Below are 26,817 nucleotides of genomic sequence, written 5' to 3' on the forward strand. Positions count from 1 at the left end.
ATCGCTCAGACGTTGAAGCGGAACTCCACCACGTCGCCGTCGGCCATGACGTAGTCCTTGCCCTCCATGCGCACCTTGCCGGCCTCCTTGGCCTTGGCCATGGTGCCCGCGGCGACGAGGTCGTCGAAGGAGACGATCTCGGCCTTGATGAAGCCCTTCTGGAAGTCGGTGTGGATGACACCGGCCGCCTCGGGCGCGGTGGCGCCCTTCTTGATCGTCCAGGCGCGCGTCTCCTTGGGCCCGGCGGTCAGGTAGGTCTGCAGGCCGAGGGTGTCGAAGCCGACGCGGGCCAGCACCTCCAAGCCGGGCTCGGTGACGCCGGCCTCGGCGAGGAACTCGGTGGCCTCCTCGTCGTCGAGCTCGATCAGCTCGGACTCGAACTTCGCGTCCAAGAAGATCGCCTCGGCGGGCGCGACGAGCTCGCGCATCTTGGCCTTGAGGTCCTCATCACCGAGCTCGTCGGCGTCGCAGTTGAAGACGTAGATGAACGGCTTGGCCGTCAGCAGGGACAGCTCGCGCAGCAGCTCGCGGTCGATCGAGGTGGCGATGATCGGCGTACCGGCCTCGAGCGCCTCCTTGGCCTCCTTGGCGGCCTCGAGGTTCGCGACCAGGTCCTTGACCTTGCGCGACTCCTTCTCCAGGCGGGTGATCGACTTCTCGACCGTCTCCAGGTCGGCCAGGATCAGCTCGGTCTGGATCGTGGAGATGTCGTTGCCCGGGTTGACCTCGCCGTCGACGTGGGTGACGTCGTCGTCGCGGAAGACGCGGGTGACCTGGCAGATCGCCGAGGACTCGCGGATGTGGGCGAGGAACTTGTTGCCCAGGCCCTCGCCCTGCGAGGCGCCGCGCACGATGCCGGCGATGTCGACGAACTCCACCGTCGCCGGGAGGATCTTCTCGGAGCCGAAGATCTCGGCGAGCTTGGCCAGCCGCGTGTCGGGCACCCCCACGACACCGACGTTGGGCTCGATCGTCGCGAACGGGTAGTTCGCCGCGAGGACGTCGTTCTTGGTGAGCGCGTTGAAGAGGGTGGACTTGCCCGCGTTGGGGAGACCGACGATTCCGATGGTGAGAGCCACGGGCCGCGAGTCTACGGGCGCGCGGCGACGCCTTCCGAATCGCGCAGGTCCTCGAGACCCACCACGTCGTCCTCATGGCTGCCCCGGGCGTGCCGCGCGGTCAGCCACAGGCTCTCCGCGAGGTAGACCGCCGGGTAGACCAGCGACACCAGCACCAGCGAGACCGGCGGGTCGGGCATCTGCCAGGTGATCAGCGCGAACACCACGAGCCACGCCGACGCCAGCGTCATGTTCAGCCCCCACAGCGTCGCGGTGCGCGAGGGGTAGACGTACTTCACCGGCACGAAGCTCAAGACCGCCAGCACCATCAGCAGCAGCGAGGTCAGGGCGACGTCGAGGTCGAGCACCAGCACGTAGAAGGCCACGATGTTCCAGTACGACGGGAAGCCGAGGAAGAAGTGGTCGTCGGTCTTGGCATCGCTGCGGCAGAACTGATAGCTCGCCGCCACGAGCGGGATGACGGCCACCACGGCGCCGCCCACCCCGTCGGGGAGCCGCCCGGTCGACCACAGCAGCGCCATCGGCGCGAAGGCGTAGGTGAGGTAGTCGACGATGTTGTCCAGCAGCGCCCCGTCGATCTGGGGCACCACCTCCTTGACCCGGAAGCGGCGGGCGAGGAAACCGTCGGTGCCGTCGATGACCATCGCGACGAGGAACAGCCACAGCACCGCGGTGACCTCGCCCTCGTAGGACAGGTGCACCATCAGCAGGGCCAGGACGACCCCGGTCGCGGTGTAGGCGTGGACCGCCCAGGCAGCAAGTGTCTTCACGGTGGCTCAGTCCCCACGCACGGTGATGTTCAACGGCATCCGGCGGCTGCGGCGTACGTCGCCCCGCAGCAGCGAGCGCACTCCGCGCCCGACGACGCGGCGGGGGGTGAGGTCGGCGTAGTCGCCGCGCCGCTCCCCCGTCACCAGCTCCAGCACCGGCCGGGCGGCCACCTCCGGGGACTGGCCCCACAGGCCGACGACCACCGGCAGCGCCCGCACCCGCTTCTCCATGCCGGGCATGACGGTGACGTCACCCAGCATCTCGGTGCGGACCAGGCCCGGGTCGAAGCCGTGCACCTGCACGCCGGTGCCGGCCACCTCCTGGCGTACGGCGCGGGTGAACATCCGGTTCCACGCCTTCGACGCGGCGTACGCGTTCTGCAGCGGCACCGGCTTGGTCGCACCCTTGCCCCACACGTTGACGACCTGGCCGCTGCCCTGCGCGAGCATCGTCTGCACGGCGGTGCGGGTGCCGTGGAAGACGCCGCGCACGTTGGCGTCGAGGACGCGCTCGAAGTCGGTGGGGTCCAGGAGGTGCGTGGGGCCGTAGGGGCTGCCGGTGCCGGCGTTGTTGACCCAGATGTCCAGCCCGCCCAGCATGATCGCCGCGTCGCGCAGCGCCTCGACCTGGACAAGGTCGGCGACGTCGGTGTCGCGGCCCTCCGCGCGGATCCCGCTGCGGCGCAGCTCGGCGACGGCCTGCTCGACCCCGTCGCCGGGGAGCGCCCCGACGACGATGCTCGCCCCGGCCTCCCCGAGCAGCTGGGCGATGGCGCGGCCGAGGCCGCGGCTCCCGCCGGTGACGACGGCGACCTGGCCGGCGAGCGGTGCGTCCATTTTCCCGGACCTCCTGGATTCGTGCTGCGTATGGTCCGAGGACAGGCCTGTAAGGCTAGCGGCTTAGGCTTCCGGAGTGCGCCTCGCGACCTGGAACGTCAACTCCCTCCGCTCCCGCATCGACCGCGTCGAGGCCTTCCTCGAGCGCCACGACGTCGACGTCCTCGCGCTGCAGGAGACCAAGGCCAAGGTCGACCAGCTGCCGCTGATGGGCCTGCAAGCCAGGGGCTACGAGGTCGCCGCCGCCGGCACCAGCCAGTGGAACGGCGTCGCGATCATCAGCCGGGTCGGCCTCGAGGACGTCCAGGTCGGCTTCGAGGGCATGCCGGGGTACGGCGACCCGGTCGCGCCGGAGGCCCGCGCGATCGGCGCGACGTGCGGCGGCGTACGCGTGTGGAGCCTGTACGTGCCCAACGGCCGCAAGCCCGACGACCCGCACTACGTCTACAAGCTCGACTGGCTGGCGCGGCTGCGCGAGGCGGCCCTGGACTGGCGCGACGGCGACACCGCGCTGGTCGGCGACTGGAACATCGCGCCTCTCGACGAGGACGTGTTCGATATCAAGCAGTTCGCGCGGTCCACGCACGTCACCCCGCCCGAGCGCGCGGCGTTCCAGCGCTTCATCGACGACGGCTACGTCGACGTCGTGCGACCGCACACGCCGGGCCCGGAGGTCTACACCTACTGGGACTACTTCCGCCAGCGCTTCGAGCGCAACCGCGGCCTGCGCATCGACTTCGTGCTCGGCTCCCCCTCCCTGGCCACGCGCGTGACGCACGCATTCATCGACCGCGAGGAGCGCGCCGGCACCGGCGCCTCCGACCACGCCCCGGTCGTCGTCGACCTCGACTGACCCCGCCATACGCGCCGACTCGCGGGGTTGTCGGTGGCGGCGGCCATGCTGGGGCCATGCAGACGGTGACGATCTTCCTCGCGCTGGTCCTCGGGCTCGGCCTCGGCGTGCTCCTCGGGGTGCTGTGGGCGCGCTCGCGGCCCGCCCACGTCGAGGCGCTCGGCCAGGGCATGGTCGACCAGGCCGAGGTGATGCAGGGCCTCGACCGGCTGAGCGACCAGATGCAGGCCCTCGAGCACGCGCGGGCGGTGTGGCAGGGGCAGTTCGCCCAGCAGGTCGACGACATGCGCCACACCACCGACACCCTGCGCCAGGAGACCCGCTCGCTGTCCACCGCGCTGCGCAAGCCCCAGGTCCGCGGCCGCTGGGGCGAGATGCACCTGCGCCGGGCCGTCGAGCTGGCCGGCCTCGTCGACCGCTGCGACTTCTCCGAGCAGGTGCGCCTCGAGGACGGCGCGCTGCGCCCCGACCTCGTCGTCCAGCTCGTGGGCGGACGCCAGGTCGTGGTCGACGCCAAGGTCCCCCTCGACGCCTACCTCGACGCCACCGGCGCCAGTGACGACGACGAGCGGGCCGCCCACCTGCTGCGCCACGCCCGCCAGCTGCGCACCCACGTGGACGCGTTGTCGGCCAAGGCCTACTGGCGCTCGCTGCCCCAGACCCCGGAGTTCGTGGTGCTGTTCGTGCCGGCCGAGTCGTTCCTCGCCGCCGCCCTCGAGACCGACAACTCCCTGCTCGAGCACGCCGCGACCCGCCAGATCGTGCTGGCCACCCCGACGACGCTGATCGCGCTGCTGCGCACGGTGGCCCAGGGCTGGACCCACGAGGCGATCGCCGAGCAGGCGCGCGAGATCCACCACCTCGGCCGCGAGCTGCACGCCCGCCTCGGGACCATGAGCGGACACCTCGACGCGGTCGGGCGCTCGCTCAACGCCGCGGTCGGCCACTACAACTCCACCGTCGCCTCGATGGAGTCCCGGGTGCTGGTCGCGGCCCGGCGCTTCTCCGACCTCTCGGTCACCGACGAGGAGCTGCCCGGCCCGCGCACCGTGGAGCTGCGCGCGGTTCCCCGGCGCGCCGCGGGCGACTCGGACGCCGAGGACCCTACGGTGGCGCTGTAGCCGCGAGGCCAGCATCGAGGAGGTGCGCGTGAGTCGTCCCCTGACCCTGTGGGAGCAGGGCAACGACCCCGGACTGCAGGTCGCCGCCCTCGCCGCCGCGATCACCCTCAGCGCCGTCGTCCTCGACCTGCACATCGGCGGGGACGTCACCTGGTTCACCGACGTCGTGTTCGTCTCCGCCTGCATCGCCGCCGCGCTGCTGGTGCGGATGACTGACTTCTTCACCGTCGGGGTGCTGCCGCCGCTGCTGATGCTCGGGGTGTTCGCGATGCTCGCGACCACCACCCGCGAGACCATCGCCCACCCCGAGGACGGGTTCGTGCAGGCGGTCGTCTCCGGTCTCTCCGGGCACAGCCTCGCGCTGGTGGTGGGCTACGCCCTCGCCCTCGGCGTGCTCGCCATCCGGCACCGGGTCCAGGTGCAGGGCAAGCCCCTGATCAGCCCTCGAAACGCGACGGGTCGCCCGCCCCACGGCGGATGACCTCGGGCGCGCCGCCGGAGAAGTCCACGACGGTCGTCGGCTCCGCCGGGGTCTCCCCCGCCTCGATCACGATGTCGACGTCGTGGTCGAGGTCCTCCTTGACCTCCCAGCCCATCGTGCGGGGCTCGGTCTCGCCGGGCAGGATCAGCGTGCTGGACAGCATCGGCTCGCCGAGCTCCTCCAGCAGCGCCTGCACGACGACGTGGTCGGGGATCCGCACGCCGACCGTCTTCTTCTTCGGGTGCAGCAGTCGCCGCGGCACCTCGGGCATCCCGGGCAGGATGAACGTGTAGGGCCCCGGCGTGGCCGCCCGGATCGCGCGGAACGCCGAGTTGTCGATCTTCACCAGCTGGCCGAGCTGGGAGAAGTCGCTGCACATGAGCGTGAAGTGGTGGCGGTCGTCGAGCCCGCGGATGCGCAGGATCCGGTCGCGCCCGTCGCGGTTGCCGACCCGGCAGCCCAGCGCGTAGCCCGAGTCGGTCGGGTAGGCCACCAGCGCGTCGTCGTCGCGCATCGCGTCGGCGATCTTGGTGATCAACCGGCGCTGCGGGTTGTCCGGGTGCAGGTCGACGTAGCGCGCCATCGAGGGCTCAGCCCTTCGCCGCGGCGGCGGCCTTGAGGTCGCGACGCAGCTCCTTGGGCAGCGAGAAGATCAGCGACTCCTCCGCGCTGTGCACCGCACGCGCCTCGGGGTAGCCGCGCTCGGCCAGGAACGCCAGCACGCCCTGCACCAGCTCCTCGGGCACGCTCGCGCCGCTGGTCACGCTGACCGAGCGGACACCCTCGAGCCACGCCTCGTCGATCTCGGAGGCGTCGTCGACGCGGTACGACGCCCGCGCCCCCGCCTCGAGCGCGACCTCGACCAGGCGCACGGAGTTGGAGGAGTTGCCCGAGCCGACCACGATCAGCAGGTCCGACTCCGGCGCGATCTCCTTGACCGCCAGCTGGCGGTTCTGGGTGGCGTAGCAGATGTCGTCGCTGGGCGGGTCGAGCAGGTCGGGGAAGCGCTCGCGGATCGCGGCCACGGTCTCGAGGGTCTCATCGACCGACAGCGTCGTCTGGGAGAGCCAGGCCACCCGCTTGGGGTCGCGCACCGTGATCCCGGCGACGTCCTGGGGGCCCTCCACCAGCTGGATGTGCTCGGGTGCCTCACCGGCGGTGCCCTCGACCTCCTCGTGCCCGGCGTGGCCGATCAGCAGGATGTCGTAGTCGTCGGCGGCGAAGCGCTTGGCCTCGTGGTGGACCTTGGTGACCAGCGGGCAGGTCGCGTCGATCGTCTTCAGTCCGCGCTCCGCGGCCTGGTCGTGCACCGCGGGCGAGACGCCGTGGGCGGAGAACACGACCGTCGCGCCGGCCGGCACCTCGTCGAGCTCCTCGACGAAGATCGCGCCGCGCGACTCCAGGTCGGAGACGACGTGCTTGTTGTGCACGATCTGCTTGCGCACGTACACCGGCGCGCCGTACAGGCCCAGCGCCTCCTCGACCGTCACCACCGCGCGGTCGACACCGGCGCAGTAGCCACGCGGCGCCGCCAGGAGGACGGCCTTGTCGGCCTCCTCGGGGCTCAGGACCGGCGGCATGCCCACGTGGGTAGTCATGACGCCAGTCTAAGGACGTCGGTGCCATCCCCTAATCTCGCGCCCATGGCCCTGGAAACCTCGCTGGAGTCGCCGGCGCCCGTGCGACAGATCGCCAACGCGATCTCGGGCTGGGTCGACCGGCTCGGCGCGGTCTGGGTCGAGGGCCAGGTCGCCCAGCTCAACCGGCGCCCCGGGATGGCCACCGTCTTCCTCACCCTGCGCGACACCGTCGCCGACATCTCGATCACCGTCACCGCCTCGCGCACCTACATCGACGGCCTCAACCCGCCGCTGGTCGAGGGCGCGAGCGTGGTCGTCCACGCCAAGCCGTCGTACTACGCCAACCGCGGCACCCTCTCGCTGCAGGCCCGCACGATCCGCATGGTGGGCCTCGGCGAGCTGCTGGCCCGCCTCGAGCGACGCCGCCAGCTGCTGGCCGCCGAGGGGCTCTTCGCCGCTGAGCTCAAGCGCCCGCTGCCGTTCCTGCCCGGCTGCGTCGGCCTGGTCACCGCACCCAACAGCGCCGCCGAGCGCGACGTGCTCGAAAACGCGCGCCGCCGCTGGCCCGCCGTCCGCTTCGAGGTCGCGTACGCCGCGATGCAGGGCCCCCGCGCCACCAGCGAGGTGATCGCGGGCCTCGAGCGCCTCGACCGCGACCCGGGCGTCGAGGTCATCGTGATCGCCCGCGGCGGCGGCTCCGTCGAGGACCTGCTCCCGTTCTCCGACGAGGGGCTGATCCGCGCGGTCGCCCAGGTCCGCACGCCGGTGGTGTCCGCGATCGGCCACGAGCCCGACACCCCGCTGCTCGACCTGGTCGCCGACGTGCGCGCCTCCACCCCCACCGACGCGGCCAAGCTGGTCGTGCCCGACGTGGTCGAGGAGCTGCGCTCGATCGAGCGCGCCCGCGACCGGCTCCGCGCCGGCGTGCAGGGCCTCCTCGCCCGGGAGCAGGCCGGCCTCGACGCGCTGCGCTCGCGCCCGGCGCTCGCCGACCCCCGCTCGCTCCTCGAGGCCCGGCGCGACGAGGTGCTCGCGCTGCGCGACCGCACCCGCCGCACCCTCTCGCACCTGCTCGACCGCGCCGCCGACGACATCGGCCACCAGCGCGCCCGCGCCCGTGCGCTCTCGCCGCTGGAGACCCTGCGCCGCGGCTACGCCGTGCTCCAGGACAGCGACGGGCACGTCGTCACCTCGGTCGCCGGCGTCGCGGCCGGCGACGCCCTCAGCGTGCGCGTGGCCGACGGCCGCATCCACGCCACCACCACCGACACCCGCCCCGACCTCCCGGAGGACCCCGATGGCCGCGAAGACTGACAAGACCGAGGCCGCCGAGCAGCGCCCCTCCTACGAGCAGGCGCGCGAGGAGCTGATCGACGTCGTACGCCGCCTCGAGCAGGGCGGCTCGACCCTCGAGGAGTCGCTGGCGCTGTGGGAGCGCGGGGAGCAGCTGGCCCGCTGGTGCCAGGAGTGGCTCGACGGCGCCCGTGAGCGCCTCGACGCCGCCATCGCCGCCGAGGACGCCGACGACTGAGCCGGGCTCAGCGCGGCGACGGGCTCTCGACGTCGGGGCTCCAGGTCGCGGCCCCGGGATCGGTGACGTCCACGGGGGCGAAGGTCAGCAGGTTGACCAGCGTCGCGAGGTCCGCAGCGTCGGCCGACCCGAACACCAGGATCGTCTCGTTGCGGATCTCCGCGGCGAAGGCGGTGTCCCCGCCCTCGTCGGCGTACCCCACCCACTCCGGGGCGATCGCCTTCGGCGTCACGAGGGACTCCTCGGTCGTGGTGTCCTCGTCGACGAACTGGTCGAGCAGCACGTCGACCGACTCGTCCTGCTGGCGAACTCCGACGAACGTGCCCTCGTCGGTGAGCATGCCGATGCCCCAGGACGGCTGCCGGCCGGGGACGTAGTCGATGGAGGTGGCCTTCCAGCCCTCCGGCAGGGTGCGGGGATAGACGACCCGGCGGTCGATGCGCTGCTGGTCGCGGACGGCGCTGAGGTAGTCGACCGCCTCGACCTCGACCTCCGGCTCGTCGCTGGTCACGCTGCGCAGCAGCATGAAGCCACCGATCGCCACCAGCAGCACCAGCATCGCGCCGACCATCCCGGCCATCGACGTCTGGTAGCGGCGACCCGATCCACCCGGGTTCGGTCCGGCCTGGCTCGACCCAGTCTGCCCTGTTCCGCCCTGCTCGCTCACGCGGACATCCTCACAGGTGCGCGGGCGGTCCGGTGCGCCACCCCGTCACCGCAACCGACCCCTCGTCCCCGCACCTGCGGACAGATGCGCGACATTCCACCGCATCTGCGGCATGATGCCCGGGTGACCACCTACCGGATTGCGGAAGCCGCCGACCTGCTGGGCGTGAGTGACGACACCATGCGCCGCTGGGCGGAGGCCGGCCGCATCCCGACCACCGTGGTCTCCGGGCGCACCGTCGTCGCCGGCCCCGACCTGGCCGCGCTGGCGGAGTCCCTCGCCGACCTGCCCGACCGCGACCGCACCCGGGCCTCGTCGGTCAGCGCGCGCAACCGCCTCGACGGCATCGTCACCCGGGTCGTCAAGGACACCGTGATGGCGCAGGTGGAGATGATCTGCGGGCGCTACCGGCTGGTCTCCTTGATGAGCACCGAGGCCGCCGACGAGCTGGGCCTGGTCCCCGGCGCCCGGGCGATCGCCTCGGTGAAGTCCACCAACGTCGTCGTGGAGCGCCCGTGAGCACCGCACCGGCACGGGCGGCGACGCTGCTCGCCGCCCTGGCCCTGCTCACCGGCACGGCCGCCTGCGGCGGCGCCGATGACTCCCCCACCCTCACCGTGTACGCCGCGGCGTCGCTCCAGGCACCCCTGGACGAGCTCGTCGAGGACTTCGAGCGCAGCCACGACGGGGTCGAGGTGGTCGTGAGCTATGCCGGGTCCTCCGACCTCGTGGCCCAGCTCCGGCAGGGCGCGCGCGCCGACGTGCTCGCGACCGCCGACACCGCCACCATGGACCGAGCGGTCGCCGACGACCTGGCCGGCGACCCGCGGGTCTTCGCGACCAACACGCTCACCCTCGCCGTCCCGCCGGGCAACCCCGGCGCCGTCACCGGGCTCGACGACCTCGCCCGCGACGACCTCTCGGTCGTCGTATGCGCCCCCCAGGTCCCGTGCGGAGCCGCGACACGGCGCCTCGCCGACGTCTCCGGCGTCCGTCTCTCCCCCGACAGCGAGGAGCAGTCGGTCACCGACGTCCTCGGCAAGGTCGCCTCCGGCGAGGCCGACGCCGGGCTGGTCTACGTCACCGACGTCCTCGCGGCCGGAGACCGGGTCGAGGAGGTCGAGGTCCCCGGGTCCGGACGCGTCGTCAACGACTACCCGGTCGCCGTGCTCGCCGATGCGCGCGAGGACGACCTGGCCGCCGACTTCGTCGACCTGCTGAGCGGCGACACCGGTCAGCGGGCGCTGGAGCGGGCCGGCTTCGGCCCGCCGCGCTGAGGGGCGTCGATGTCCCGCGTCCGCGCCGTCGGCCTGCCCCGCTGGCTCTTCGTCCCCGCCGCCCTCGGCGCCACTCTCGTGCTGCTGCCGCTGGTCGCGATGGTGCTGCGGGTGCCCTGGACCGACTTCCCCGCCCTGGTCACCGGCGCCTCCGCGCAGGAGGCGCTCTGGCTGAGCCTGCGCACGTCGGCGACCAGCACCGTGCTGTGCGTGCTGCTCGGCGTACCCATGGCGATGGTCCTGGCCCGTACCTCCTTCCGCGGCCAGGCGGTGCTGCGCTCGCTGGTGCTGCTCCCGCTGGTGCTGCCGCCGGTGGTCGGCGGCATCGCGCTGCTCTACACCTTCGGGCGCCGCGGTCTGCTCGGCGAGAGCCTCGAGGTCCTCGGCATCCAGGTGGCCTTCTCCACGACCGCCGTCGTGCTCGCCCAGACGTTCGTGGCCCTGCCGTTCCTGGTGCTCAGCCTGGAGGGCTCGCTGCGCACCGCCGGGGAGCGGTACGACGTGGTGGCCGCCTCGCTGGGCGCGTCCCCCTCGACCGTCTTCCGCCGGGTCACACTGCCGCTCACCCTGCCCGGGCTGGTCTCCGGCGCGGTGCTCGCCTTCGCCCGCGCCCTCGGGGAGTTCGGGGCGACCATCACCTTCGCCGGCAGCCTGGAGGGCGTGACCCGCACCCTGCCGCTCGAGGTCTACCTGCTCCGCGAGAGCGACCCGGACGGCGCGGTGGCGCTGTCGTTGCTGCTGGTCGTCGTCGCGGTCGTCGTCATCGGCGCCACCCGTCAGGGACGGGCGCCGCGATGAGCACCGCACCCGTTCCCGACACCCGCACCGGCCTCGAGGTCGACGTCCGGGTCGACGACCGCGACCTCGAGGCGGCACTGTCCCTCGCGCCGGGCGAGACCCTCGCGGTGCTCGGGCCGAACGGCGCCGGCAAGTCGACCCTGCTCGCCACGGTCGCCGGCCTGCTGCGCCCCGACCGGGGCCGGGTGAGGATCGGCGGGCGCGAGGTCTCCGGGCCGCGCACCTGGCTCGCCCCGCACCAGCGCCGGGTGGCGCTGCTGTCACAGGACCCGCTGCTGTTCCCCCACCTCGACGTGCTGGACAACGTCGCCTTCGGCCCGCGCAGCGCGGGCACCGGACGCCGGGCGGCCCGCGAGGTCGCGCACCGCTGGCTGGTGGAGGTCGGGGTCGAGGACCTCGCCTCCCGGCGTCCCGCCTCGCTCTCCGGCGGCCAGGCCCAGCGGGTCGCGGTCGCCCGCGCCCTCGCGGCCGAGCCCGACCTGCTGCTCCTCGACGAGCCGATGGCCGCGCTCGACGTGTCGGTGGCGCCCGCGCTGCGCCAGGTGCTGCGCCGGGTCCTCGCCGAGCGAAGCACCGTGCTGGTCACCCACGACGTCCTGGACGCCCTGCTGCTCGCCGACCGGGTCGTCGTGCTGGACGGCGGGCGCGTCGTCGAGGACGGCGCCACCACTGAGGTGCTCACCCGCCCGCGCAGCGCGTTCGCCGCCCGGGTCGCGGGGCTCAACCTGCTCTCCGGGCGCTGGGAGGACGGCGTCCGCACCCCCGAGGGACGCCTGGTCCACGGCAGCGTCGTCGGCCCGCAGCCCGCCCCCGGCCAGGAGGTGGTCGCGGTGTTCCGCCCCGAGGCGGTCTCGGTGTTCGACCACGACCCCGGCGGCAGCCCGCGCAACGTCTTCGAGGCGACGATCACCGAGCTGGAGCCGGTGGGCGGCGTCGTACGCGTGCGGGCGGGGGCGCTCGCGGCCGACGTGACCACCCGCGCCGTCCCCGATCTGGACCTGGTCCCGGGCTCTCGCGCGACCTTCACGGTCAAGGCGACGGAGGTATCGGTCTACCTCGCGTCGGCGAACCCGACCGGACCGATAGGGTTCGGGCATGACGGAGCCGGACAGCCTGAGCGTCGACCCCCAGTCCCCTGACCGCAACCTCGCCCTGGAGCTGGTGCGGGTCACCGAGGCGGCCGCCATGGCCGCAGGCCGCTGGGTGGGCAGGGGTGACAAGAACGGCGCGGACGGCGTCGCGGTGAACGCGATGCGCGTGATGATCTCCACGATCGGCATGAACGGCACCGTGGTGATCGGCGAGGGCGAGAAGGACAACGCCCCGATGCTCTACAACGGCGAGTCCGTCGGCGACGGCACCGGCCCCGAGTGCGACGTCGCGGTCGACCCGATCGACGGCACCACCCTGACCGCCAAGGGCATGAGCAACGCGGTCGCCGTGCTCGCCGTCGCCCCGCGCGGCACGATGTACGACCCCTCCGCGGTGTTCTACATGGAGAAGCTGGTCGCCGGCCCCGAGGCCGCCGACGTCGTCGACATCCGCCTGCCCGTGGCCGAGAACATCCGCCGGGTGGCCAAGGCGAAGGGCTCGCAGCCCGAGGACATCACCGTCGTGCTGCTCGACCGCCCCCGCCACGCCCAGATCGCCGACGAGATCCGCGCGGCCGGCGCCCGCATCAAGTTCATCACCGACGGCGACGTGGCCGGCGCCATCATGGCCGCCCGCCCCGAGACCGGCATCGACCTGCTGCTCGGCGTCGGCGGCACCCCCGAGGGCATCATCGCCGCCTGCGCGATGAAGAGCATGGGCGGCGTCATCCAGGCCCGCCTGTGGCCCCAGGACGACGAGGAGCGCCAGCGCGCCCTCGACGCCGGGCACAACCTCGATCCCGACTTCGTGCTCGGCACCGACGACCTGGTCACCGGCGACGACTGCTTCTTCGTGGCCACCGGCATCACCGACGGTGAGCTGCTGCGCGGCGTGCGCTACCGCGCCGGCGGCGCGACCACCCAGTCGCTGGTGATGCGCTCGCGCAGCGGCACGATCCGCACCATCACCTCCGAGCACCGCCTGGAGAAGCTACGCGCTTTCTCCGCGATCGACTTCGAGCACTGAGGCGAGGCCGGTCCGGCCCGCGGGCACGTCCCGCGGCCGGACCGCCGCGACCACGTGGGCGATGACCCGCGGGTCGAGCACCATGCCGAGGTGCGAGGCAGTCACCTCGACCGGCTCGGCCAGCGGGTCCACGCAGGCGCGCCAGTCCACGACCCCGTCGCGCCGGCTGTAGATCGCGGTGAACCCGGTCCCGGCCGGGACCGGCTCGCGGCTCTCCTCGAAGCTGCGTCGCGCGCACGCCCCAGCCAGGCACTCCTCGGCCATCAGCCCGGACAGCCCCGCCCGGCTCAGCCGCACCAGCGCCTCCACGGCGGCGGTCAGCGACGGGTGGTGGGCCCCCGGCGCCAGCATCGGGCTGCCCATCGTGACGATGTTGGACACCAGGTCCGGGCGTCGTACGGCGATCCCACGCGCCAGCATCCCGCCCAGGCTGTGACCCACGAGCTGCACGCGGCTTCCGCGGCGCTGGGCGATGGACTCCAGGCGCCCCTCGAGCTCGGCGGCGGCGTCGAGGGTGCACCCGACGTTGGCGCGGATCTGGGAGCGGTAGGTCCGCAGCCCCTGCTCGCGCAGCACCCGTCCCAGCGGGCGCAGCGACAGGTCACCGCAGAGGAACCCCGGCACCAGCAGCACCGGATCGGCGTCGCGCGGCGCCACCCGGGAGGCGTACGCCGTGGCGCGGCGGGCGCGCCGCTGCCCCGCCCGGCTGTGCGCGTAGCGGCTCGCCTCGAGCAGCACGCTGCTCTCGCGTAGCGCCGCGTGCGGTGCGAGGCGGGCATAGCCCTCGGGCAGCAGGAAGGCGCCGAGTGTGGAACGGGTCACATCCGGAAGGTACCCCTCGGGTGCGCCGCGCACCGGCGCCCCGGCAACCGGTGTGGACCGGTCGCCCCGCTCACCGGTCGCGCGCACCCGTGGTCGCCGCGCCCAGGGATGGGTGACACTACGAGGCATGAGCCGCAGCACCACGCCGACCGAACGCCCCATCCCGGAGTCCGAGGAGCTCTTCGCACCCGTCGGACGGGGCATCGAGCTGTGCTATCAGACCTTCGGCGACCCGGATGGCGACCCGCTGCTGCTGGTGATGGGGCTCGGCGGGCCGATGGGCTGGTGGCCGGCCCCGCTGTGCCGGATGCTCGCCGAGCGCGGCTTCTACGTCGTGCGCTACGACAACCGCGACACCGGCCGCTCGACCCGCGTGCCCGGCCGGGTGGGCAGGTCCGCGATCCTGCGGGCCTTCGGCGGCGCGCCGGTGCGGGCGCCGTACACGATGTCCGACATGGCCGCCGATGCCGTCGGGCTGCTCGACCACCTCGGGATGGACCGCGCGCACGTCGTCGGGGTGTCGATGGGCGGGATGATCGTGCAGACGATGGCGATCGAGTTCCCCCAGCGGGTCGCCTCGATGACCAGCATCATGTCCACCACCGGCAAGCGCACGGTGGGCTGGCAGCACCCCAGCCTGCTGCCGCGGCTGATGTCCAAGCGCGGCTCGACCAAGGCGCAGTACGTCGCGATCAGCGCCCGGATGGCGCGGCTGATCGGCTCCCCGGCGTACCCGGAGTCCGAGGAGACGCTGCGCGCCCGCGCCGAGGAGACCTGGAGCCGAGGCCTGAACCCGGCGGGCGTGCTGCGGCAGATGCTCGCCATCCTCACCCAGCCCAACCGTGGCTCCCGGCTGCGTGGGCTGCGGGTGCCGGCGACGGTGATCCACGGACTCGCCGACAAGATGGTGCACGTCTCCGGCGGGCGGGCCACCGCCGCCGCCATCCCCGGCGCCGAGCTGATGCTGATCGACGGCATGGGCCACGACCTGCCGCACCAGCTGCACCGGACGCTCGCCGACGCGATCCGACGCACCGCCGACCGCGCCGCGGACTGAGCCGCGACCTCCGCCCCAGAGCCCCCTCCCTCGCGCGTCGCCCATCGGGTCGCGCCGCACATCCCGACCGGGCACCGGTCCAGACCTCCAGGTTTCCGGCGACCCCCCACGGGGTTATGGACAAACGGGCCATTGGGGACTAGACGTGTGACACTGATCACGCAGACCGGGAGGGGCAATGACGCATTCCTCAGCACGATCACTCACTCGGCGGGGCCGGGCGGGCCCGACCCGTCGGTCGCGGGCCCGGCGCGGGATCGCGGCTGCGGCCGCGACGGTGCTGGCGACCACGCTGCTCTCCGCCTGCTCCGGTGACGAGGGCAAGCCGGTGCTCACCTGGTACCTCAACCCCGACGGGGTCGACACGCTCAACGCCATCGCCGAGCGGTGCAGCACCGACGACTACGACATCGAGACCGAGCTCCTCCCGACCGGCGCGACCGACCAGCGGGTGCAGCTGGCCCGTCGGCTCGCCGCCGAGGACGACACGACCGACCTGATGAACCTCGACCCGGTCTTCGTGCCGGAGTTCGCCAACGCCGGCTGGCTCGCGGAGATGCCCGAGGACACCATCACCGAGGACACCCTCGAGGGCATCGCCGAGACGGCCCGCTGGGACGACACGATCTACGCCGCCCCGATGTGGGCCAACACCCAGCTGCTCTGGTATCGCAAGTCCCTCGCCGAGGAGACCGGCCTCGACATGAGCAAGCCGGTGACCTGGGACCAGATCATCGACGCCGCCTCCGAGGTGCCGGGCGCCACGGTCGGCGTGCAGGGCAACAAGTACGAGGCCTACGTCGTGTGGATCAACGCGATGATCCAGGGCGCCGGCGGCGAGATCGTCTCCAACACCGACGCCGGCATCGACGCGACGGTCGAGATCGACTCCGAGGCGGGACGCAAGGCTGCCGCGATCATCGAGAAGCTCGCGAACTCGCCCGCCGCGCAGTCCGACCTGTCGGTCTCCAACGAGGGCACCAGCCTCCCCGCGATGTTCGCCGGGCCCGGGGAGTTCATGGTCAACTGGACGTTCGTCTACAAGAACTACGCCCCCAGCCCCGAGAACACCATCACCGAGGAGCAGTACAAGGACCTCGGCTGGGCGCGCTACCCGCGCACCGTGGCCGACATGCCGTCGAAGCCGCCGGTCGGCGGCATCGACATCGGTGTCGGGGCCTACTCCAAGCACCCGGACTTCGCCCTCGAGGCCGCGCGCTGCGTGACCGACACCGAGGCCCAGGTGCAGCTCGCCGTCGAGGCCGGGCTGATGCCGGCGACCAACTCGGCGTACGACGCCCCTGAGCTCGCCGAGGCCTACCCCGAGGACCTGCTCGCGCTCTTCCGCGAGAGCGTCGACCAGGGCGGCCCGCGTCCCAAGAGCGCCTTCTACGCCACGATCTCCAGCGCCCTGCAGAGCGTGTGGCACTCCCCGGAGTCGGTGAGCGACTCGACCCCCCAGGAGTCCGCCGAGTTCCTCAAGAACGTCCTTGAAGGGAAGGCGCTGTTGTGACCACCACCATCGCCACCCCGGCCACCAAGGCCGGCGACATCCCACCGGAGGTGAGCGACCGCACCCGCGCCGAGAACCGGCTGGGCATGAAGCTCGTCGCCCCGGCCCTGATCGTGATGCTCGTGGTCACGGCGTTCCCGATCCTGCGGGCGCTGTGGCTCTCCTTCTACAACTACTCCCTCACCGCCCCCGAGGACCGCCAGTTCGTCGGGATCGACAACTACGTCACCGCGCTGACCGACAGCCTGTTCTGGCGCGACATCGGCATGACGGTGATCTACATGCTGGTCACCGTGGCCTTCGAGCTGGTCATCGGCTTCGCGTTCGCGATGATCATGCACCGGGTGATCTTCGCCCGCGGCGTCATCCGGACCTCGATCCTGATCCCCTACGGCATCATCACCGTCGTCTCCGGCTTCGCCTGGCAGTTCGCCTTCACCTACCAGAACGGCTTCGTCAACGGCTGGTTGCCATTCGTGAGCGCCGACTTCAACTGGTTCGGCGACACGGTGCCAGCGGTGATCGCGATCATGGTCTCTGAGATCTGGAAGACCACGCCGTTCATGTCGCTGCTCCTGCTCGCCGGCCTGGCGCAGGTCTCCGACGACATGATCGAGGCCGCCAAGGTCGACGGCGCCACCTGGTGGCAGCGGCTGTTCAAGGTGATCCTGCCGAACATGCGGGCCGCGATCATGGTCGCGGTGCTCTTCCGCGCCCTCGACGCCTACCGCATCTTCGACAACATCTTCGTGATGACGGCGGGTGCGCAGAACACCGAGTCGATCTCGTTCCTCACCTACCGCCAGAGCATCGAGCAGTTCCAGCTCGGCATGGGCTCCGCGCTCGCCGTGCTGCTGTTCCTCTCGGTGCTGCTGGTCGCCTTCTTGATCGTCAAGCTGTTCCGCGTCGACCTGGCCCAGGCCCGAGGGGAGTCCTGACATGCGCAAGCTCGCTCTGCCGCTCGGCGTCCTGCTCGTGATGGTGTGGTGCCTGCTGCCCATCGCCTGGATCGTGTCGCTGTCCTTCAAGAGTCAAGACGCCGTCTCCAACGGCACCGACCCCGGCTTCTTGCCGCTCGACTCCTTCACCGGCTGGGACAACTACACGGCCGTCTGGGACGACGACCAGTTCCGGCGCTCGATCATCAACTCGATCGGCATCAGCCTGATCGCGACGATCCTCTCGGTCGCGCTCGCGACCCTCGCGGCGTACGCCATCGCCCGCCTGGAGTTCAAGGGCAAGCGCTTCGTGCTCTCCACCGCCCTGGCGATCGCGATGTTCCCGGTGGTCTCGCTGGTCAGCCCGCTGTTCGACCTGTGGCGCCAGTTCGGGCTCTACGACACCTGGCCCGGCCTGATCATCCCGTACATGTCGTTCACCCTGCCGCTGGCGATCTGGACGCTCTCGGCGTTCTTCCGCGAGATCCCGTGGGAGATGGAGCAGGCCGCCCAGGTCGACGGCGCGACGTCGTGGCAGGCGTTCCGCAAGGTCATCGTCCCGCTCGCCGCACCCGGCGTGTTCACCGCGGCGATCCTGACCTTCTTCTTCGCCTGGAACGACTTCGTCTTCGGCATCACGCTGACCTCGACCGAGGCGGCGCGCCCGATACCGGCGGCGCTGTCGTTCTTCGTCGGGCCGGACCCGTTCCAGCGACCGGCCGGCCTGCTCGCCGCGGCCGCCGTCATCGCGACCATCCCGATCGTGATCATCGTCCTGTTGTTCCAGCGCAAGATCGTGGCCGGCCTCACCTCCGGCGCAGTGAAGGGGTAACACCATGGCCGCCATCTCCATGAAGAACATCGTCAAGAAGTACGGCGACGGGTTCCCCGCCGTGAACGACATCTCGATCGATGTCGCCGACGGCGAGTTCGTGATCCTCGTCGGGCCGTCCGGGTGCGGGAAGTCCACGCTGCTGCGGATGATCGTCGGGCTGGAGGACATCACCTCCGGCGACATGTACATCGGCGACCGGCGGGTCAACGACCTCGCTCCCCGCGACCGCAACCTCGCGATGGTCTTCCAGAACTACGCGCTCTACCCGCACCTCACGGTGTACGAGAACATCGCGTTCCCGCTGCGCCTCGCCGGGGCCAAGGACGAGGAGGTGGACAAGAAGGTCCGCGCCGCCTCCGCGACCCTGGAGCTCGACGAGCACCTCGACCGCAAGCCCGGCAACCTGTCGGGCGGTCAGCGCCAGCGGGTCGCGATGGGCCGTGCGATCGTCCGAGAGGCCGACGCGTTCCTCTTCGACGAGCCGCTGTCGAACCTCGACGCCAAGCTGCGCGGCCAGATGCGCACCGAGATCTCGCGCCTCCAGCGGCGCCTCGGCATCACCACCGTCTACGTCACCCACGACCAGACCGAGGCCATGACGCTGGGCGACCGGGTGGCGGTGCTCAAGCGCGGCGTGCTCCAGCAGCTGGCCACGCCCCGCGAGCTCTACACCCAGCCCAACAACCTCTTCGTCGCCGGCTTCATCGGCTCCCCGCCGATGAACTTCCTGCCCGCGACCGTGGAGGGCGACGAGGTCAGCCTGCCGTTCGGCAAGGTCCGCATCCCGCGGGCCAAGGCCGAGCGGGCCCAGGGCCGCGGCCTGCTGATCGCCGGCATCCGCCCCGAGCACTTCGACGACGCGAGCGTCGTGGGCAAGTCCGGCGACGGCTCGACGTTCCACGCGAAGGTCGACGTCGTGGAGTGGCTGGGCAACGAGTCCTACGCCTACATCCCCTTCGAGGCCCCGCCGGAGGTGCAGGCCCAGCTCGACCAGCTCGAGCGGGACCTCGACGGCGAGGCGATGCGCACCCAGCTCGTCGTCTCCCTCGACGGCGCCTCACGGGTCCGCGAGGGCGACGAGGCCGAGCTGTGGGTCGAGACCGAGCACATGCACCTGTTCGACCCGGAGACGGGCGAGAACCTCACCCTCGAGCGTCAGGTCGGGGACAACGAGCAGGCGACCCTGGAGCACACCGCCAGCGACAACTGAGCACCCGCGTCAGGACGATGCCCGGCCCAGGAACCCGCGTTTCTGGCCGGGCATCGGCTTGCGGGTGACCGTGACCGCGCCCATCAGCGCGAAGCCACGCACCCGCACGATCGGCGAGTACGGCCCGAAGTCGGGCGCCACCTTGTCCCGGCCCTGCTCGAAGGCGCCCATCAGACCGGCGCCCTCGACCACCACCTGGGTGTGGGCATTCACGATGATGTCGACCGACCCCATGAGGGTGTTGGCGGTGATGACGACCTCACGGACGGTGAACACCGCCTCACGCAGGTCCAGCTCGACCGCACCCATCAGCGAGAACGCCGTGTGCGTCCCCCCGACGACCCAGGCGCCCCTGCGGGTCTGCGAGCTCAGCACCGCCGTGCTGTTCGCGGGCTGCGGCAGGCCGACGTACGGCGTGGGGGCGGGCGCGCCCGGCTGGGCCGGGGCGGGCAGCGCGGCGGAGGCCGGTACGACGTTGGAGGCGCCCGGCAGGTCCACGACCAGCGGGACCAGGTCCGCGTACACCTTCGCGGCGTAGGTGGCCTCGAGACGCTCCTCGAGCTCGTCGACCTCCAGGCGCCCCTCCCCCGCGGCCTCGCGGAGGAACTCGGCCAGGCGGTGCCGGTCCGCATCCGATATCCGCAGCTGGGGCGGGCGCGGCTGCCGGGGGTCTCCGTCCATGGCGCTCACCCTATCGAGGCCGGGAGGCTCACGCGTCCCTGTGCGCGGCCAGCTCGGACACGCGTCAGCATCCGCCCTGGCGGGCCACCTTGTACCGGTAGTCACCGGCCTTGTAGCGCGACCGCGGACACAGGACCGTCCCGGTGTCCGAGCCGCCGAAGCTCTTGATCGGGCCGTACTTCTCGACGCCGATGCCCGGGGCCCGCGAGCACGAGAGGTGATGCCAACGCCCCTTCACCTTGTACTTGCCGGTGAAGAGCACGAAGCGACGGTCGTGGTTCTTCTCCGGGATCGAGAACGTCCTGGTCACGGTCTTGGTGCTGGTGCGCGCGCCCTCGCGCGCCACCGACATGGACGCCTTCGCCGAGAGAGAGTTGAACGCCCACGTGGTCGACCCCCCGATCTCGGTGCCGACGTTGGTGGTCGACTTCAGGGTCTTCGAGTGGGTCAGCGCCACTGACTGGGTGAAGGACGTGCCGCGCGCCAGCGTGATGGCCTCGACATGAGTGGCCACGAACTTCTTGGACACGTTCTCGACCCGCTTGATCACATCGCGGTCCTGACCGTCGCACTTCGTCTCAGGACTTGCGGCGGCGTGCGGAGCCAGGCTCGTCGGGGCGAACCCGGCCACGGCGAGGACGACGGACGCGGCGACGGTACGGCGAAAAGCAAGCATGGGCTCTCCTTGTCGACCGGAGGCAGGTCGAGCCCCCGAGGGTAGATTCCTCCCCCGTCCGCCACGGCAGCAAACGCCGCAGTATCCTCGCTGCCCGTGGCCAGCCCTGAGTTCCTGTACTCCGACCTCCTCCCCACCGGCAGGGACGACACGCCCTACCGGCTGATCACCACCGAGGGGGTCAGCACCTTCGAGGCGGACGGCGAGACCTTCCTGCGGGTCTCCCCCGAGGCGATCCAGCGGCTCACCACCGAGGCGATGCACGACATCAGCCACTACCTGCGTCCGGCCCACCTGCGCCAGCTGCGCCGGATCATCGACGACCCCGAGGCGTCGGGCAACGACCGCTTTGTGGCCCTCGACCTGCTCAAGAACGTCAACATCTCCGCCGGCGGAGTGTTGCCGATGTGTCAGGACACCGGCACCGCGATCGTGATGGGCAAGAAGTCCGAGGGCGTGCTCACCGGCACCGACGACGGCGAGGCGATCAGCCGTGGCGTGTATGACGCCTACACCCAGCTGAACCTGCGCTACTCCCAGCTCGCGCCGCTCACGACGTACGAGGAGAAGAACACCGGCTCCAACCTGCCGGCCCAGATCGAGATCTACTCCACCCCGCAGACCTCGGGCAAGCCGGAGTACAAGTTCCTCTTCATGGCCAAGGGCGGCGGCTCGGCCAACAAGTCGTTCCTGTTCCAGGAGACCAAGGCGATCCTCAACCCGGACCGGCTGCTGAGCTTCCTGGACGAGAAGATCCGCTCGCTCGGCACCGCTGCCTGCCCGCCGTACCACCTCGCGGTGGTCATCGGCGGCACGTCGGCGGAGTTCGCGCTCAAGACCGCCAAGTACGCCTCCGCGCACTACCTCGACAACCTGCCGACCGAGGGCTCGATGAGCGCGCACGGGTTCCGCGACCTCGAGCTCGAGGAGCAGGTCTTCAAGCTGACTCAGTCCTTCGGCATCGGCGCGCAGTTCGGCGGCAAGTACTTCTGCCACGACGTGCGGGTGGTGCGTCTGCCCCGCCACGGCGCCTCGCTGCCGGTCGCGATCGCGGTCTCCTGCTCGGCCGACCGTCAGGCGCTGGGCAAGATCACCCCCGAGGGCGTCTTCCTCGAGCAGCTCGAGACCGACCCGGCGCAGTACATGCCCGACGCCGGCATGGCCGAGGAGATCGCCGGCGGCGAGGTGGTCCAGGTCGACCTCAACCGCCCGATGAGCGAGATCCTCGCCCAGCTCTCGCAGTACCCCGTCAAGACCCGGCTCTCGCTCACCGGCCCGCTGGTAGTGGCGCGCGACATCGCGCACGCCAAGATCAAGGAGCGCCTCGACGCGGGCGAGGAGATGCCGCAGTACCTGCGCGACCACCCCGTCTACTACGCGGGTCCGGCCAAGACCCCCGAGGGCATGGCGTCGGGCTCGTTCGGCCCGACCACGGCCGGGCGGATGGACTCCTACGTCGAGCAGTTCCAGGCCGCCGGCGGCTCGATGGTGATGCTGGCCAAGGGCAACCGCTCCAAGCAGGTCACCGACGCCTGCGGCACCCACGGCGGGTTCTACCTCGGCTCGATCGGCGGCCCCGCCGCCCGCCTGGCCCAGGACTGCATCAAGAGCCAGGAGGTCATCGAGTACCCCGAGCTCGGCATGGAGGCGGTCTGGAAGATCGAGGTGGAGGACTTCCCCGCCTTCATCGTGGTCGACGACAAGGGCAACGACTTCTTCACCGACCCCGCCGGCACCACCACGGTGCCGATCTCGGGGATCCGGGTGCGCTCGGCGCAGTAACCCGGGTCCGCAGGAGCACCACGCACGCACGTCGGGGAGCAGCCAGCCGGCTGCTCCCCGATGCGTGTCTCAGGCCGAGCGGTTCGACTCGACGTTGCCACCGGCCTTGCCGTTCGGACCGGCGTCCTCGCCGTCCTCGATGGCGCCCTCGGCCTCCGGGTTACCGGCGACGGCCTGGTCATCGGAGATGGGGGTGTCGGCCGCGGCCGGGTCCATCGAGGCGACCTCGGAGACCTGCCCCTCGCTCTGCTCCACGTCCTGCTCGTCCTTGCCCGTCATCGGGCCTCCTTCTCGTCGGTAGGTGCTGACTTCTGCTCAGTACCCGTCATTCGCTCGTGGCCGACGACTGGACGTCGCCCACTGCCGAGCGTCCCTCGTCCTGGACGCGGCTGACCGACTCCTGGGCCGAGTCCTTGACCTGCTGCGCGGCCTCGGTCGCGGTCCCCTGCACACCGGAGACGACGTCCTGGCCGACCGACCGCGCCTCGTCGAGCAGCGGGCGACCCTGGTCGAGCGCGGACGAGGCGGCACTCGCCTCGGCCCGGCTGGCGGGGAACATCCCCGCGACCACCATGCCGAGGCCGAACGCGACGAGACCGGCGCCCAGCGGGCTGCCCTCGTAGCGCTCCTGTGCGACGCCGGCCGCCGAGGACGCGGTATCGCGGACGGTGTCCTTCGCGGAGCCGGCAGCCCCGCTGGCGGCGTTGCCGGTGCTCTCCCGAGCCTGGGATGCGCTGCCCATGATGCGGTTGCGCACCCCGAGGACCCGGTCGCGGGCCGCGGCCTTGCGGCGCGCGACGACGGCCGAGGGGCTGACCCGGTCCTGGAGCTCGTCGAGGTCCTGGGCGAGGGTCTGACGGGTGCCTGCGATGTCGGTGCTCAGCTCTTCTGTGCGGTTGCCCATTGGGCGTCCTCCTTCAGTGTGCGCTGCGTCGCGGGCAGCTGGGGGTTGCTCTGCTGCAAGGCCTTGCGGCCGGTCACGGCGAGCGCGGCCGCGATCGCCGCCCAGAGGACGGTGACGATCAGCGCCGCCGCCCACAGCGGCATCCAGGAGTCGAGGACCGCTGTCAAGGTGACCGACACCCAGATCAGCAGGAGGTGCCCGGCGACGCCGGCTCCCCCGAGCAGCCCGACTCCCTTCCCGGCTTGGGTCATCTCCTGCTTGAGCTCGGTCTTGGCCAGCTCGAGCTCCTGCTTGACCAGCGTGGAGATGTCGCTGGTGACGTCGCTGACGATGTCACCGAGGCTGCGCTCGCCCCGTGGGGCGGCATCGACCAGCGGAGTCGCCCCGGACAGCGGGTCGGCGAACTCCGGCGGGTGCTCCGGCGGCGGTACCGACGGTTGGACCGGCCCGCTCACAGCACGCCCCGCTCGCCGGCGGGCTCACCGGGCCCGCGCTCGCCGTACCCCATCTCCGGACCGGAGCCCGCGATCGAGGTGCTCGGCGCATTCGGCAGGCCCGAGCTGTGCGACATCGTCGGGTCGCCGATCGGGGTGTCACTCGTCCCGCTCGGAAGCGGTGTCGCCGAGCCCCCGAGGGGGTCCGCCTCCGCCGCCGCGATGCCGTCGGCGGCGCCGCGCAGCAGTCGTCCGGCCACCACGCCGGCGGCCAGCGACCCGAGCAGGAAGACACCCGGGCGGCGGCGCGCGAAGCGGCGGGCCTCGTCGAGGAGCTCGCTCGGCTCGTGTCCCTCCAGGTAGGAGCCGGCGCTGCGCGCGCGGTCGGCGACCTCCTTGGCGACGCTGGTGGCGAGACCGGGCTCGCCGCCGTCGGCCATCTGGCCCAGGTCGTCGGCGAGTCCGCGGAGGGTCTCGGCGAGTCGGGCCTGCTGGGTCCGCGACTGCTCACTGGCCTGGGCGACGACGTCGTCGAGGACCCGGCGCGCCTGATCCGCGGCCTCTGAGGCCACGGCACGCGCCTCCTCGGCGGCCGTGCCGGCGACCTGCTTGCCGTCATCGACTGCCGTGCCGGCAGCCGCCTGAGCGCGCTCCTTGGTGCTGGGACTGTCGTTCATCAGACCTCCACAGGGTTTCGGGGACATTCCGGGGGTATCCCTCCCAGCGCGGACCAACCCCATCCCCCAGGATGTAACAGTGGAGTACGTCGAGGTCGCCCGCGCCCAGTCCGAGCGGGGAGAGCTGGTGCTGCGCCAGCGCCACGAGGAGCGCGGGCCGGTGGTGCTGGAGCTGCGGGCGAACGGCGTGTTCGTGATGGACACCCAGGAGACCAGCACGGAGGAGGCGCTCGCGACGGCCTGCCTGGCGCTGGTCGAGGCGCCGGCCCACGTGCTGGTGGGCGGTCTCGGGCTGGGCTTCACCGCACACCGGGTGCTGGCCGACCGCCGCGTCGAGCGCTGCGTCGTGGTCGAGATCGAGCAGGCGCTCGTGGACTGGATGCGCGACGGAACGGTCCCGCACGGCCCCTCCGTGCTCGCCGACGAGCGGCTGCACGTGGTCGTCGCCGACGTCGCGGTCGCCCTCGCCGAGGCCCGTCCCGCGTCGTACGACCTGGTGCTGCTGGACGTCGACAACGGGCCGGGCTACCTGGTGCACGACGCCAACGCCGGCCTCTACGAGCAGCCGTTCCTCACCCGGGTGCGGGCGCTGCTGCGTCCGGGTGGGGCCGTTGCGATCTGGTCGGCGGCCGAGGAACCCGCGCTCGAGGAGTCGATGAGCACGGTCTTCGGCGCGGCCGAGGCGCACCCGCTGGAGGTCGCGCTGCAGGGACGCGAGGAGCACTACTGGCTCTACGTCGCGCGGGTACCGTCCCACGCGTGAGCAGCGACCCGAGCAGTCAGGCGGACGAGCAGTTCCGCACCGAGCACGACTCCATGGGCGACGTCCTCGTCCCGCGCGACGCGCTGTGGCGTGCCCAGACCCAGCGCGCGGTGGAGAACTTCCCCATCAGCGGCACGCCGCTGGAACCGCGCCTCATCCGCGCGATCGGCCTGGTCAAGGCGGCTGCGGCCGCCACCAACGGCGAGCTCGGGGTGCTCGAGGCCGACGTCGCCGGCGCGATCGCCGACGCTGCCGGCGAGGTGGCCGCCGGCGAGCACGACGACGCGTTCCCCATCGACGTCTTCCAGACCGGCTCGGGCACCAGCTCGAACATGAACGCCAACGAGGTGATCGCCAGCCTCGCCGCGCGCGCCGGGACCGAGGTCCACCCCAACGACCACGTCAACGCCAGCCAGTCCTCCAACGACACCTTCCCCACCGCCATCCACGTGGCCGCCACGCTGGCCGTCGTCGACGACCTGCTGCCTGCGCTCGACGTGCTGGGCAGCGCGCTGGAGCGCAAGGCCGAGGAGTTCGCCGGCCTGGTGAAGTCCGGGCGCACCCACCTGATGGACGCGACCCCGGTGATGCTGGGCCAGGAGTTCGGCGGGTACGCCGCGACCGTGCGCTATGCCGCCGAGCGGCTCGAGGCGGTGCTCCCCCGCGTCCGTGAGCTGCCACTGGGCGGCACCGCGGTGGGCACCGGGATCAACACCCCGGCCGGGTTCGCCCCCAGCGTCATCGCCGGGCTCGCGGAGCGGACCGGACAGCCCTTCACCGAGGCGCGCAACCACTTCGAGGCCCAGGGCACCCGTGACTCCCTGGTCGAGCTCAGCGGCGCGCTGAAGACCTACGCGGTCGGGCTCACCAAGATCTGCAACGACCTGCGCTGGATGGCCTCGGGACCGACCACGGGGCTGGCGGAGATCCACCTGCCCGACCTGCAGCCGGGCTCGAGCATCATGCCGGGCAAGGTCAACCCGGTGCTTCCCGAGGCGACGCTGATGGTCTGCGCCCAGGTGATCGGCAACGACACCACCGTGACCGTCGCCGGTGCCAGCGGCAGCTTCGAGCTCAACGTCGCGATGCCGGTCATCGCCCGCAACCTGCTGGAGTCGGTGCGTCTGCTCGCGGCCTGCTCACGCGTGCTCGCCGAGCGCACGATCGACGGCATCACCGCCGACGCGGAGCGGATGCGCACCTACGCGGAGTCCTCGCCCTCGGTCGTCACGCCGCTGAACAAGTACCTCGGCTACGAGGCCGCTGCCAAGGTCGCCAAGTCGGCGCTGGCGAACGGTGCGACGATCCGCGAGACAGTGATCGCGATGGGGTACGTCGAGCGGGGCGAGGTCACCGAGGCCCAGCTCGACGAGGCTCTCGACGTGGAGTCGATGACCCACCCGTGAGGGCGGC

Annotated in this window: 31 protein-coding genes; 18 read left to right on the forward strand and 13 right to left on the reverse strand. The window is 71.7% G+C overall.

The window, feature by feature from the left end; translation table 11 throughout:
* Positions 1–5: 5 nt before the first annotated feature.
* Genes ychF through GFH29_RS15715 form a run of 3 tightly spaced genes read right to left on the reverse strand, consistent with a single transcriptional unit; the run spans position 6 to position 2,686 of the window.
* Positions 6–1,079, reverse strand: a complete 1,074-nt coding sequence (ychF, locus tag GFH29_RS15705; protein WP_153324731.1) for a redox-regulated ATPase YchF — start codon at positions 1,077–1,079, stop codon at positions 6–8.
* Between the two features lie 11 nt (positions 1,080–1,090).
* Positions 1,091–1,849: a CDP-alcohol phosphatidyltransferase family protein gene (locus tag GFH29_RS15710; protein WP_228387543.1), complete on the reverse strand. Its 759-nt coding sequence runs from the start codon at positions 1,847–1,849 to the stop codon at positions 1,091–1,093.
* A 6-nt stretch (positions 1,850–1,855) separates the two neighbouring features.
* On the reverse strand, positions 1,856–2,686 hold the full coding sequence (locus GFH29_RS15715; RefSeq protein ID WP_153324732.1) for an SDR family oxidoreductase: 831 nt from the start codon (positions 2,684–2,686) through the stop codon (positions 1,856–1,858).
* A 76-nt stretch (positions 2,687–2,762) separates the two neighbouring features.
* Between GFH29_RS15715 and GFH29_RS15720 the strand changes: the two genes are divergently transcribed.
* The 3 genes from GFH29_RS15720 to GFH29_RS15730 are packed head-to-tail and all read left to right on the forward strand — an operon-like array spanning position 2,763 to position 5,141.
* A complete protein-coding gene (locus tag GFH29_RS15720) occupies positions 2,763–3,539 on the forward strand; it encodes an exodeoxyribonuclease III (protein WP_153324733.1) in 777 nt (258 codons plus the stop codon).
* A gap of 56 nt (positions 3,540–3,595) precedes the next feature.
* Positions 3,596–4,660, forward strand: a complete 1,065-nt coding sequence (locus GFH29_RS15725) for a DNA recombination protein RmuC (RefSeq protein WP_153324734.1) — start codon at positions 3,596–3,598, stop codon at positions 4,658–4,660.
* A gap of 28 nt (positions 4,661–4,688) precedes the next feature.
* Positions 4,689–5,141, forward strand: a complete 453-nt coding sequence (locus GFH29_RS15730) for a DUF6542 domain-containing protein (RefSeq protein WP_153324735.1) — start codon at positions 4,689–4,691, stop codon at positions 5,139–5,141.
* On the opposite strand, the gene GFH29_RS15735 is transcribed toward GFH29_RS15730, so the two are convergent.
* Together GFH29_RS15735 and GFH29_RS15740 are read right to left on the reverse strand one after the other, a co-directional pair.
* Positions 5,098–5,724 (reverse strand): L-threonylcarbamoyladenylate synthase, encoded by a 627-nt coding sequence (locus tag GFH29_RS15735; RefSeq protein ID WP_153324736.1) that lies wholly within the window; start codon positions 5,722–5,724, stop codon positions 5,098–5,100. The genes GFH29_RS15730 and GFH29_RS15735 overlap by 44 nt on opposite strands.
* A gap of 7 nt (positions 5,725–5,731) precedes the next feature.
* Positions 5,732–6,739, reverse strand: coding sequence for a 4-hydroxy-3-methylbut-2-enyl diphosphate reductase (locus GFH29_RS15740; protein WP_153324737.1), 1,008 nt, complete (start codon positions 6,737–6,739; stop codon positions 5,732–5,734).
* Positions 6,740–6,784: 45 nt separating this feature from the next.
* Between GFH29_RS15740 and xseA the strand changes: the two genes are divergently transcribed.
* Positions 6,785–8,035, forward strand: a complete 1,251-nt coding sequence (xseA, locus tag GFH29_RS15745; RefSeq protein ID WP_153324738.1) for an exodeoxyribonuclease VII large subunit — start codon at positions 6,785–6,787, stop codon at positions 8,033–8,035.
* A complete protein-coding gene (locus GFH29_RS15750; protein WP_153324739.1) occupies positions 8,019–8,252 on the forward strand; it encodes an exodeoxyribonuclease VII small subunit in 234 nt (77 codons plus the stop codon). The genes xseA and GFH29_RS15750 overlap by 17 nt, the downstream gene beginning before the upstream one ends.
* A gap of 7 nt (positions 8,253–8,259) precedes the next feature.
* On the opposite strand, the gene GFH29_RS15755 is transcribed toward GFH29_RS15750, so the two are convergent.
* Positions 8,260–8,919, reverse strand: a complete 660-nt coding sequence (locus tag GFH29_RS15755) for a DUF4245 domain-containing protein (RefSeq protein ID WP_267128525.1) — start codon at positions 8,917–8,919, stop codon at positions 8,260–8,262.
* Between the two features lie 123 nt (positions 8,920–9,042).
* On the opposite strand from GFH29_RS15755, the gene GFH29_RS15760 reads away from it, so the two are divergent.
* From GFH29_RS15760 to glpX, 5 genes are read left to right on the forward strand one after another with little or no spacing between them, the layout of a single operon-like run.
* Positions 9,043–9,438, forward strand: a complete 396-nt coding sequence (locus GFH29_RS15760; protein ID WP_153324741.1) for a TOBE domain-containing protein — start codon at positions 9,043–9,045, stop codon at positions 9,436–9,438.
* Positions 9,435–10,196, forward strand: a complete 762-nt coding sequence (gene modA, locus GFH29_RS15765) for a molybdate ABC transporter substrate-binding protein (protein WP_228387544.1) — start codon at positions 9,435–9,437, stop codon at positions 10,194–10,196. Before GFH29_RS15760 ends, modA begins: the two co-directional genes overlap by 4 nt.
* Positions 10,197–10,205: 9 nt before the next feature.
* Complete coding sequence (locus GFH29_RS15770) at positions 10,206–10,994, forward strand: ABC transporter permease (RefSeq protein ID WP_153324742.1); 789 nt, start codon at positions 10,206–10,208, stop codon at positions 10,992–10,994.
* Complete coding sequence (locus GFH29_RS15775; RefSeq protein ID WP_153324743.1) at positions 10,991–12,133, forward strand: sulfate/molybdate ABC transporter ATP-binding protein; 1,143 nt, start codon at positions 10,991–10,993, stop codon at positions 12,131–12,133. Before GFH29_RS15770 ends, GFH29_RS15775 begins: the two co-directional genes overlap by 4 nt.
* Positions 12,090–13,112, forward strand: a complete 1,023-nt coding sequence (gene glpX / locus GFH29_RS15780) for a class II fructose-bisphosphatase (protein ID WP_153324744.1) — start codon at positions 12,090–12,092, stop codon at positions 13,110–13,112. The genes GFH29_RS15775 and glpX overlap by 44 nt, the downstream gene beginning before the upstream one ends.
* Here glpX and GFH29_RS15785 read toward each other — a convergent pair.
* Entirely contained in the window at positions 13,077–13,934 is an 858-nt protein-coding gene (locus GFH29_RS15785; protein WP_194288970.1) for an esterase/lipase family protein, read from the reverse strand. The two genes, glpX and GFH29_RS15785, sit on opposite strands and share 36 nt — an antisense overlap.
* 127 nt (positions 13,935–14,061) lie before the next feature.
* Here GFH29_RS15785 and GFH29_RS15790 point away from each other — a divergent pair, with 127 nt between their 5' ends.
* The 5 genes from GFH29_RS15790 to GFH29_RS15810 all read left to right on the forward strand — a co-directional run bounded on the left by GFH29_RS15790 (position 14,062) and on the right by GFH29_RS15810 (position 19,487).
* Positions 14,062–14,991 (forward strand): alpha/beta fold hydrolase, encoded by a 930-nt coding sequence (locus tag GFH29_RS15790; protein WP_153324746.1) that lies wholly within the window; start codon positions 14,062–14,064, stop codon positions 14,989–14,991.
* Between the two features lie 277 nt (positions 14,992–15,268).
* The gene (locus GFH29_RS15795) at positions 15,269–16,504 is read left to right on the forward strand and encodes an extracellular solute-binding protein (RefSeq protein WP_194288971.1); all 1,236 of its coding nucleotides are present in this window, start codon (positions 15,269–15,271) and stop codon (positions 16,502–16,504) included.
* Entirely contained in the window at positions 16,501–17,442 is a 942-nt protein-coding gene (locus GFH29_RS15800; RefSeq protein WP_228387545.1) for a carbohydrate ABC transporter permease, read from the forward strand. The genes GFH29_RS15795 and GFH29_RS15800 overlap by 4 nt, the downstream gene beginning before the upstream one ends.
* Before the next feature lies 1 nt (position 17,443).
* Entirely contained in the window at positions 17,444–18,274 is an 831-nt protein-coding gene (locus GFH29_RS15805; RefSeq protein WP_153324748.1) for a carbohydrate ABC transporter permease, read from the forward strand.
* A gap of 4 nt (positions 18,275–18,278) precedes the next feature.
* Entirely contained in the window at positions 18,279–19,487 is a 1,209-nt protein-coding gene (locus GFH29_RS15810; protein ID WP_153324749.1) for an ABC transporter ATP-binding protein, read from the forward strand.
* A 9-nt stretch (positions 19,488–19,496) separates the two neighbouring features.
* Here the strand turns inward: GFH29_RS15810 and GFH29_RS15815 are convergent, their stop codons facing one another.
* The gene (locus GFH29_RS15815) at positions 19,497–20,168 is read right to left on the reverse strand and encodes a DUF1707 SHOCT-like domain-containing protein (protein ID WP_228387546.1); all 672 of its coding nucleotides are present in this window, start codon (positions 20,166–20,168) and stop codon (positions 19,497–19,499) included.
* Positions 20,169–20,232: 64 nt separating this feature from the next.
* Positions 20,233–20,844: a hypothetical protein gene (locus tag GFH29_RS15820; RefSeq protein ID WP_153324750.1), complete on the reverse strand. Its 612-nt coding sequence runs from the start codon at positions 20,842–20,844 to the stop codon at positions 20,233–20,235.
* Between the two features lie 96 nt (positions 20,845–20,940).
* Between GFH29_RS15820 and GFH29_RS15825 the strand changes: the two genes are divergently transcribed.
* On the forward strand, positions 20,941–22,626 hold the full coding sequence (locus GFH29_RS15825; RefSeq protein WP_194289559.1) for a fumarate hydratase: 1,686 nt from the start codon (positions 20,941–20,943) through the stop codon (positions 22,624–22,626).
* 69 nt (positions 22,627–22,695) lie between these two features.
* Here the strand turns inward: GFH29_RS15825 and GFH29_RS15830 are convergent, their stop codons facing one another.
* The 4 genes from GFH29_RS15830 to GFH29_RS15845 are packed head-to-tail and all read right to left on the reverse strand — an operon-like array spanning position 22,696 to position 24,641.
* On the reverse strand, positions 22,696–22,905 hold the full coding sequence (locus GFH29_RS15830; RefSeq protein WP_153324752.1) for a hypothetical protein: 210 nt from the start codon (positions 22,903–22,905) through the stop codon (positions 22,696–22,698).
* Positions 22,906–22,951: 46 nt separating this feature from the next.
* A complete protein-coding gene (locus GFH29_RS15835) occupies positions 22,952–23,530 on the reverse strand; it encodes a DUF3618 domain-containing protein (protein ID WP_153324753.1) in 579 nt (192 codons plus the stop codon).
* Entirely contained in the window at positions 23,506–23,985 is a 480-nt protein-coding gene (locus GFH29_RS15840) for a phage holin family protein (protein ID WP_228387547.1), read from the reverse strand. The genes GFH29_RS15835 and GFH29_RS15840 overlap by 25 nt, the downstream gene beginning before the upstream one ends.
* Positions 23,982–24,641 carry a hypothetical protein gene (locus tag GFH29_RS15845; protein WP_153324754.1) on the reverse strand — a complete coding sequence of 220 codons (660 nt, stop codon included), beginning with the start codon at positions 24,639–24,641 and terminating at the stop codon, positions 23,982–23,984. The genes GFH29_RS15840 and GFH29_RS15845 overlap by 4 nt, the downstream gene beginning before the upstream one ends.
* A gap of 79 nt (positions 24,642–24,720) precedes the next feature.
* On the opposite strand from GFH29_RS15845, the gene GFH29_RS15850 reads away from it, so the two are divergent.
* The gene (locus GFH29_RS15850; protein ID WP_153324755.1) at positions 24,721–25,404 is read left to right on the forward strand and encodes a hypothetical protein; all 684 of its coding nucleotides are present in this window, start codon (positions 24,721–24,723) and stop codon (positions 25,402–25,404) included.
* The gene (locus GFH29_RS15855; RefSeq protein ID WP_228387548.1) at positions 25,401–26,810 is read left to right on the forward strand and encodes a class II fumarate hydratase; all 1,410 of its coding nucleotides are present in this window, start codon (positions 25,401–25,403) and stop codon (positions 26,808–26,810) included. Before GFH29_RS15850 ends, GFH29_RS15855 begins: the two co-directional genes overlap by 4 nt.
* The last annotated feature ends 7 nt before the right edge of the window (positions 26,811–26,817 follow it).

Origin of the sequence: Nocardioides sp. dk884 (assembly GCF_009557055.1) — a bacterium.
Taxonomy (GTDB): Bacteria; Actinomycetota; Actinomycetes; order Propionibacteriales; family Nocardioidaceae; genus Nocardioides.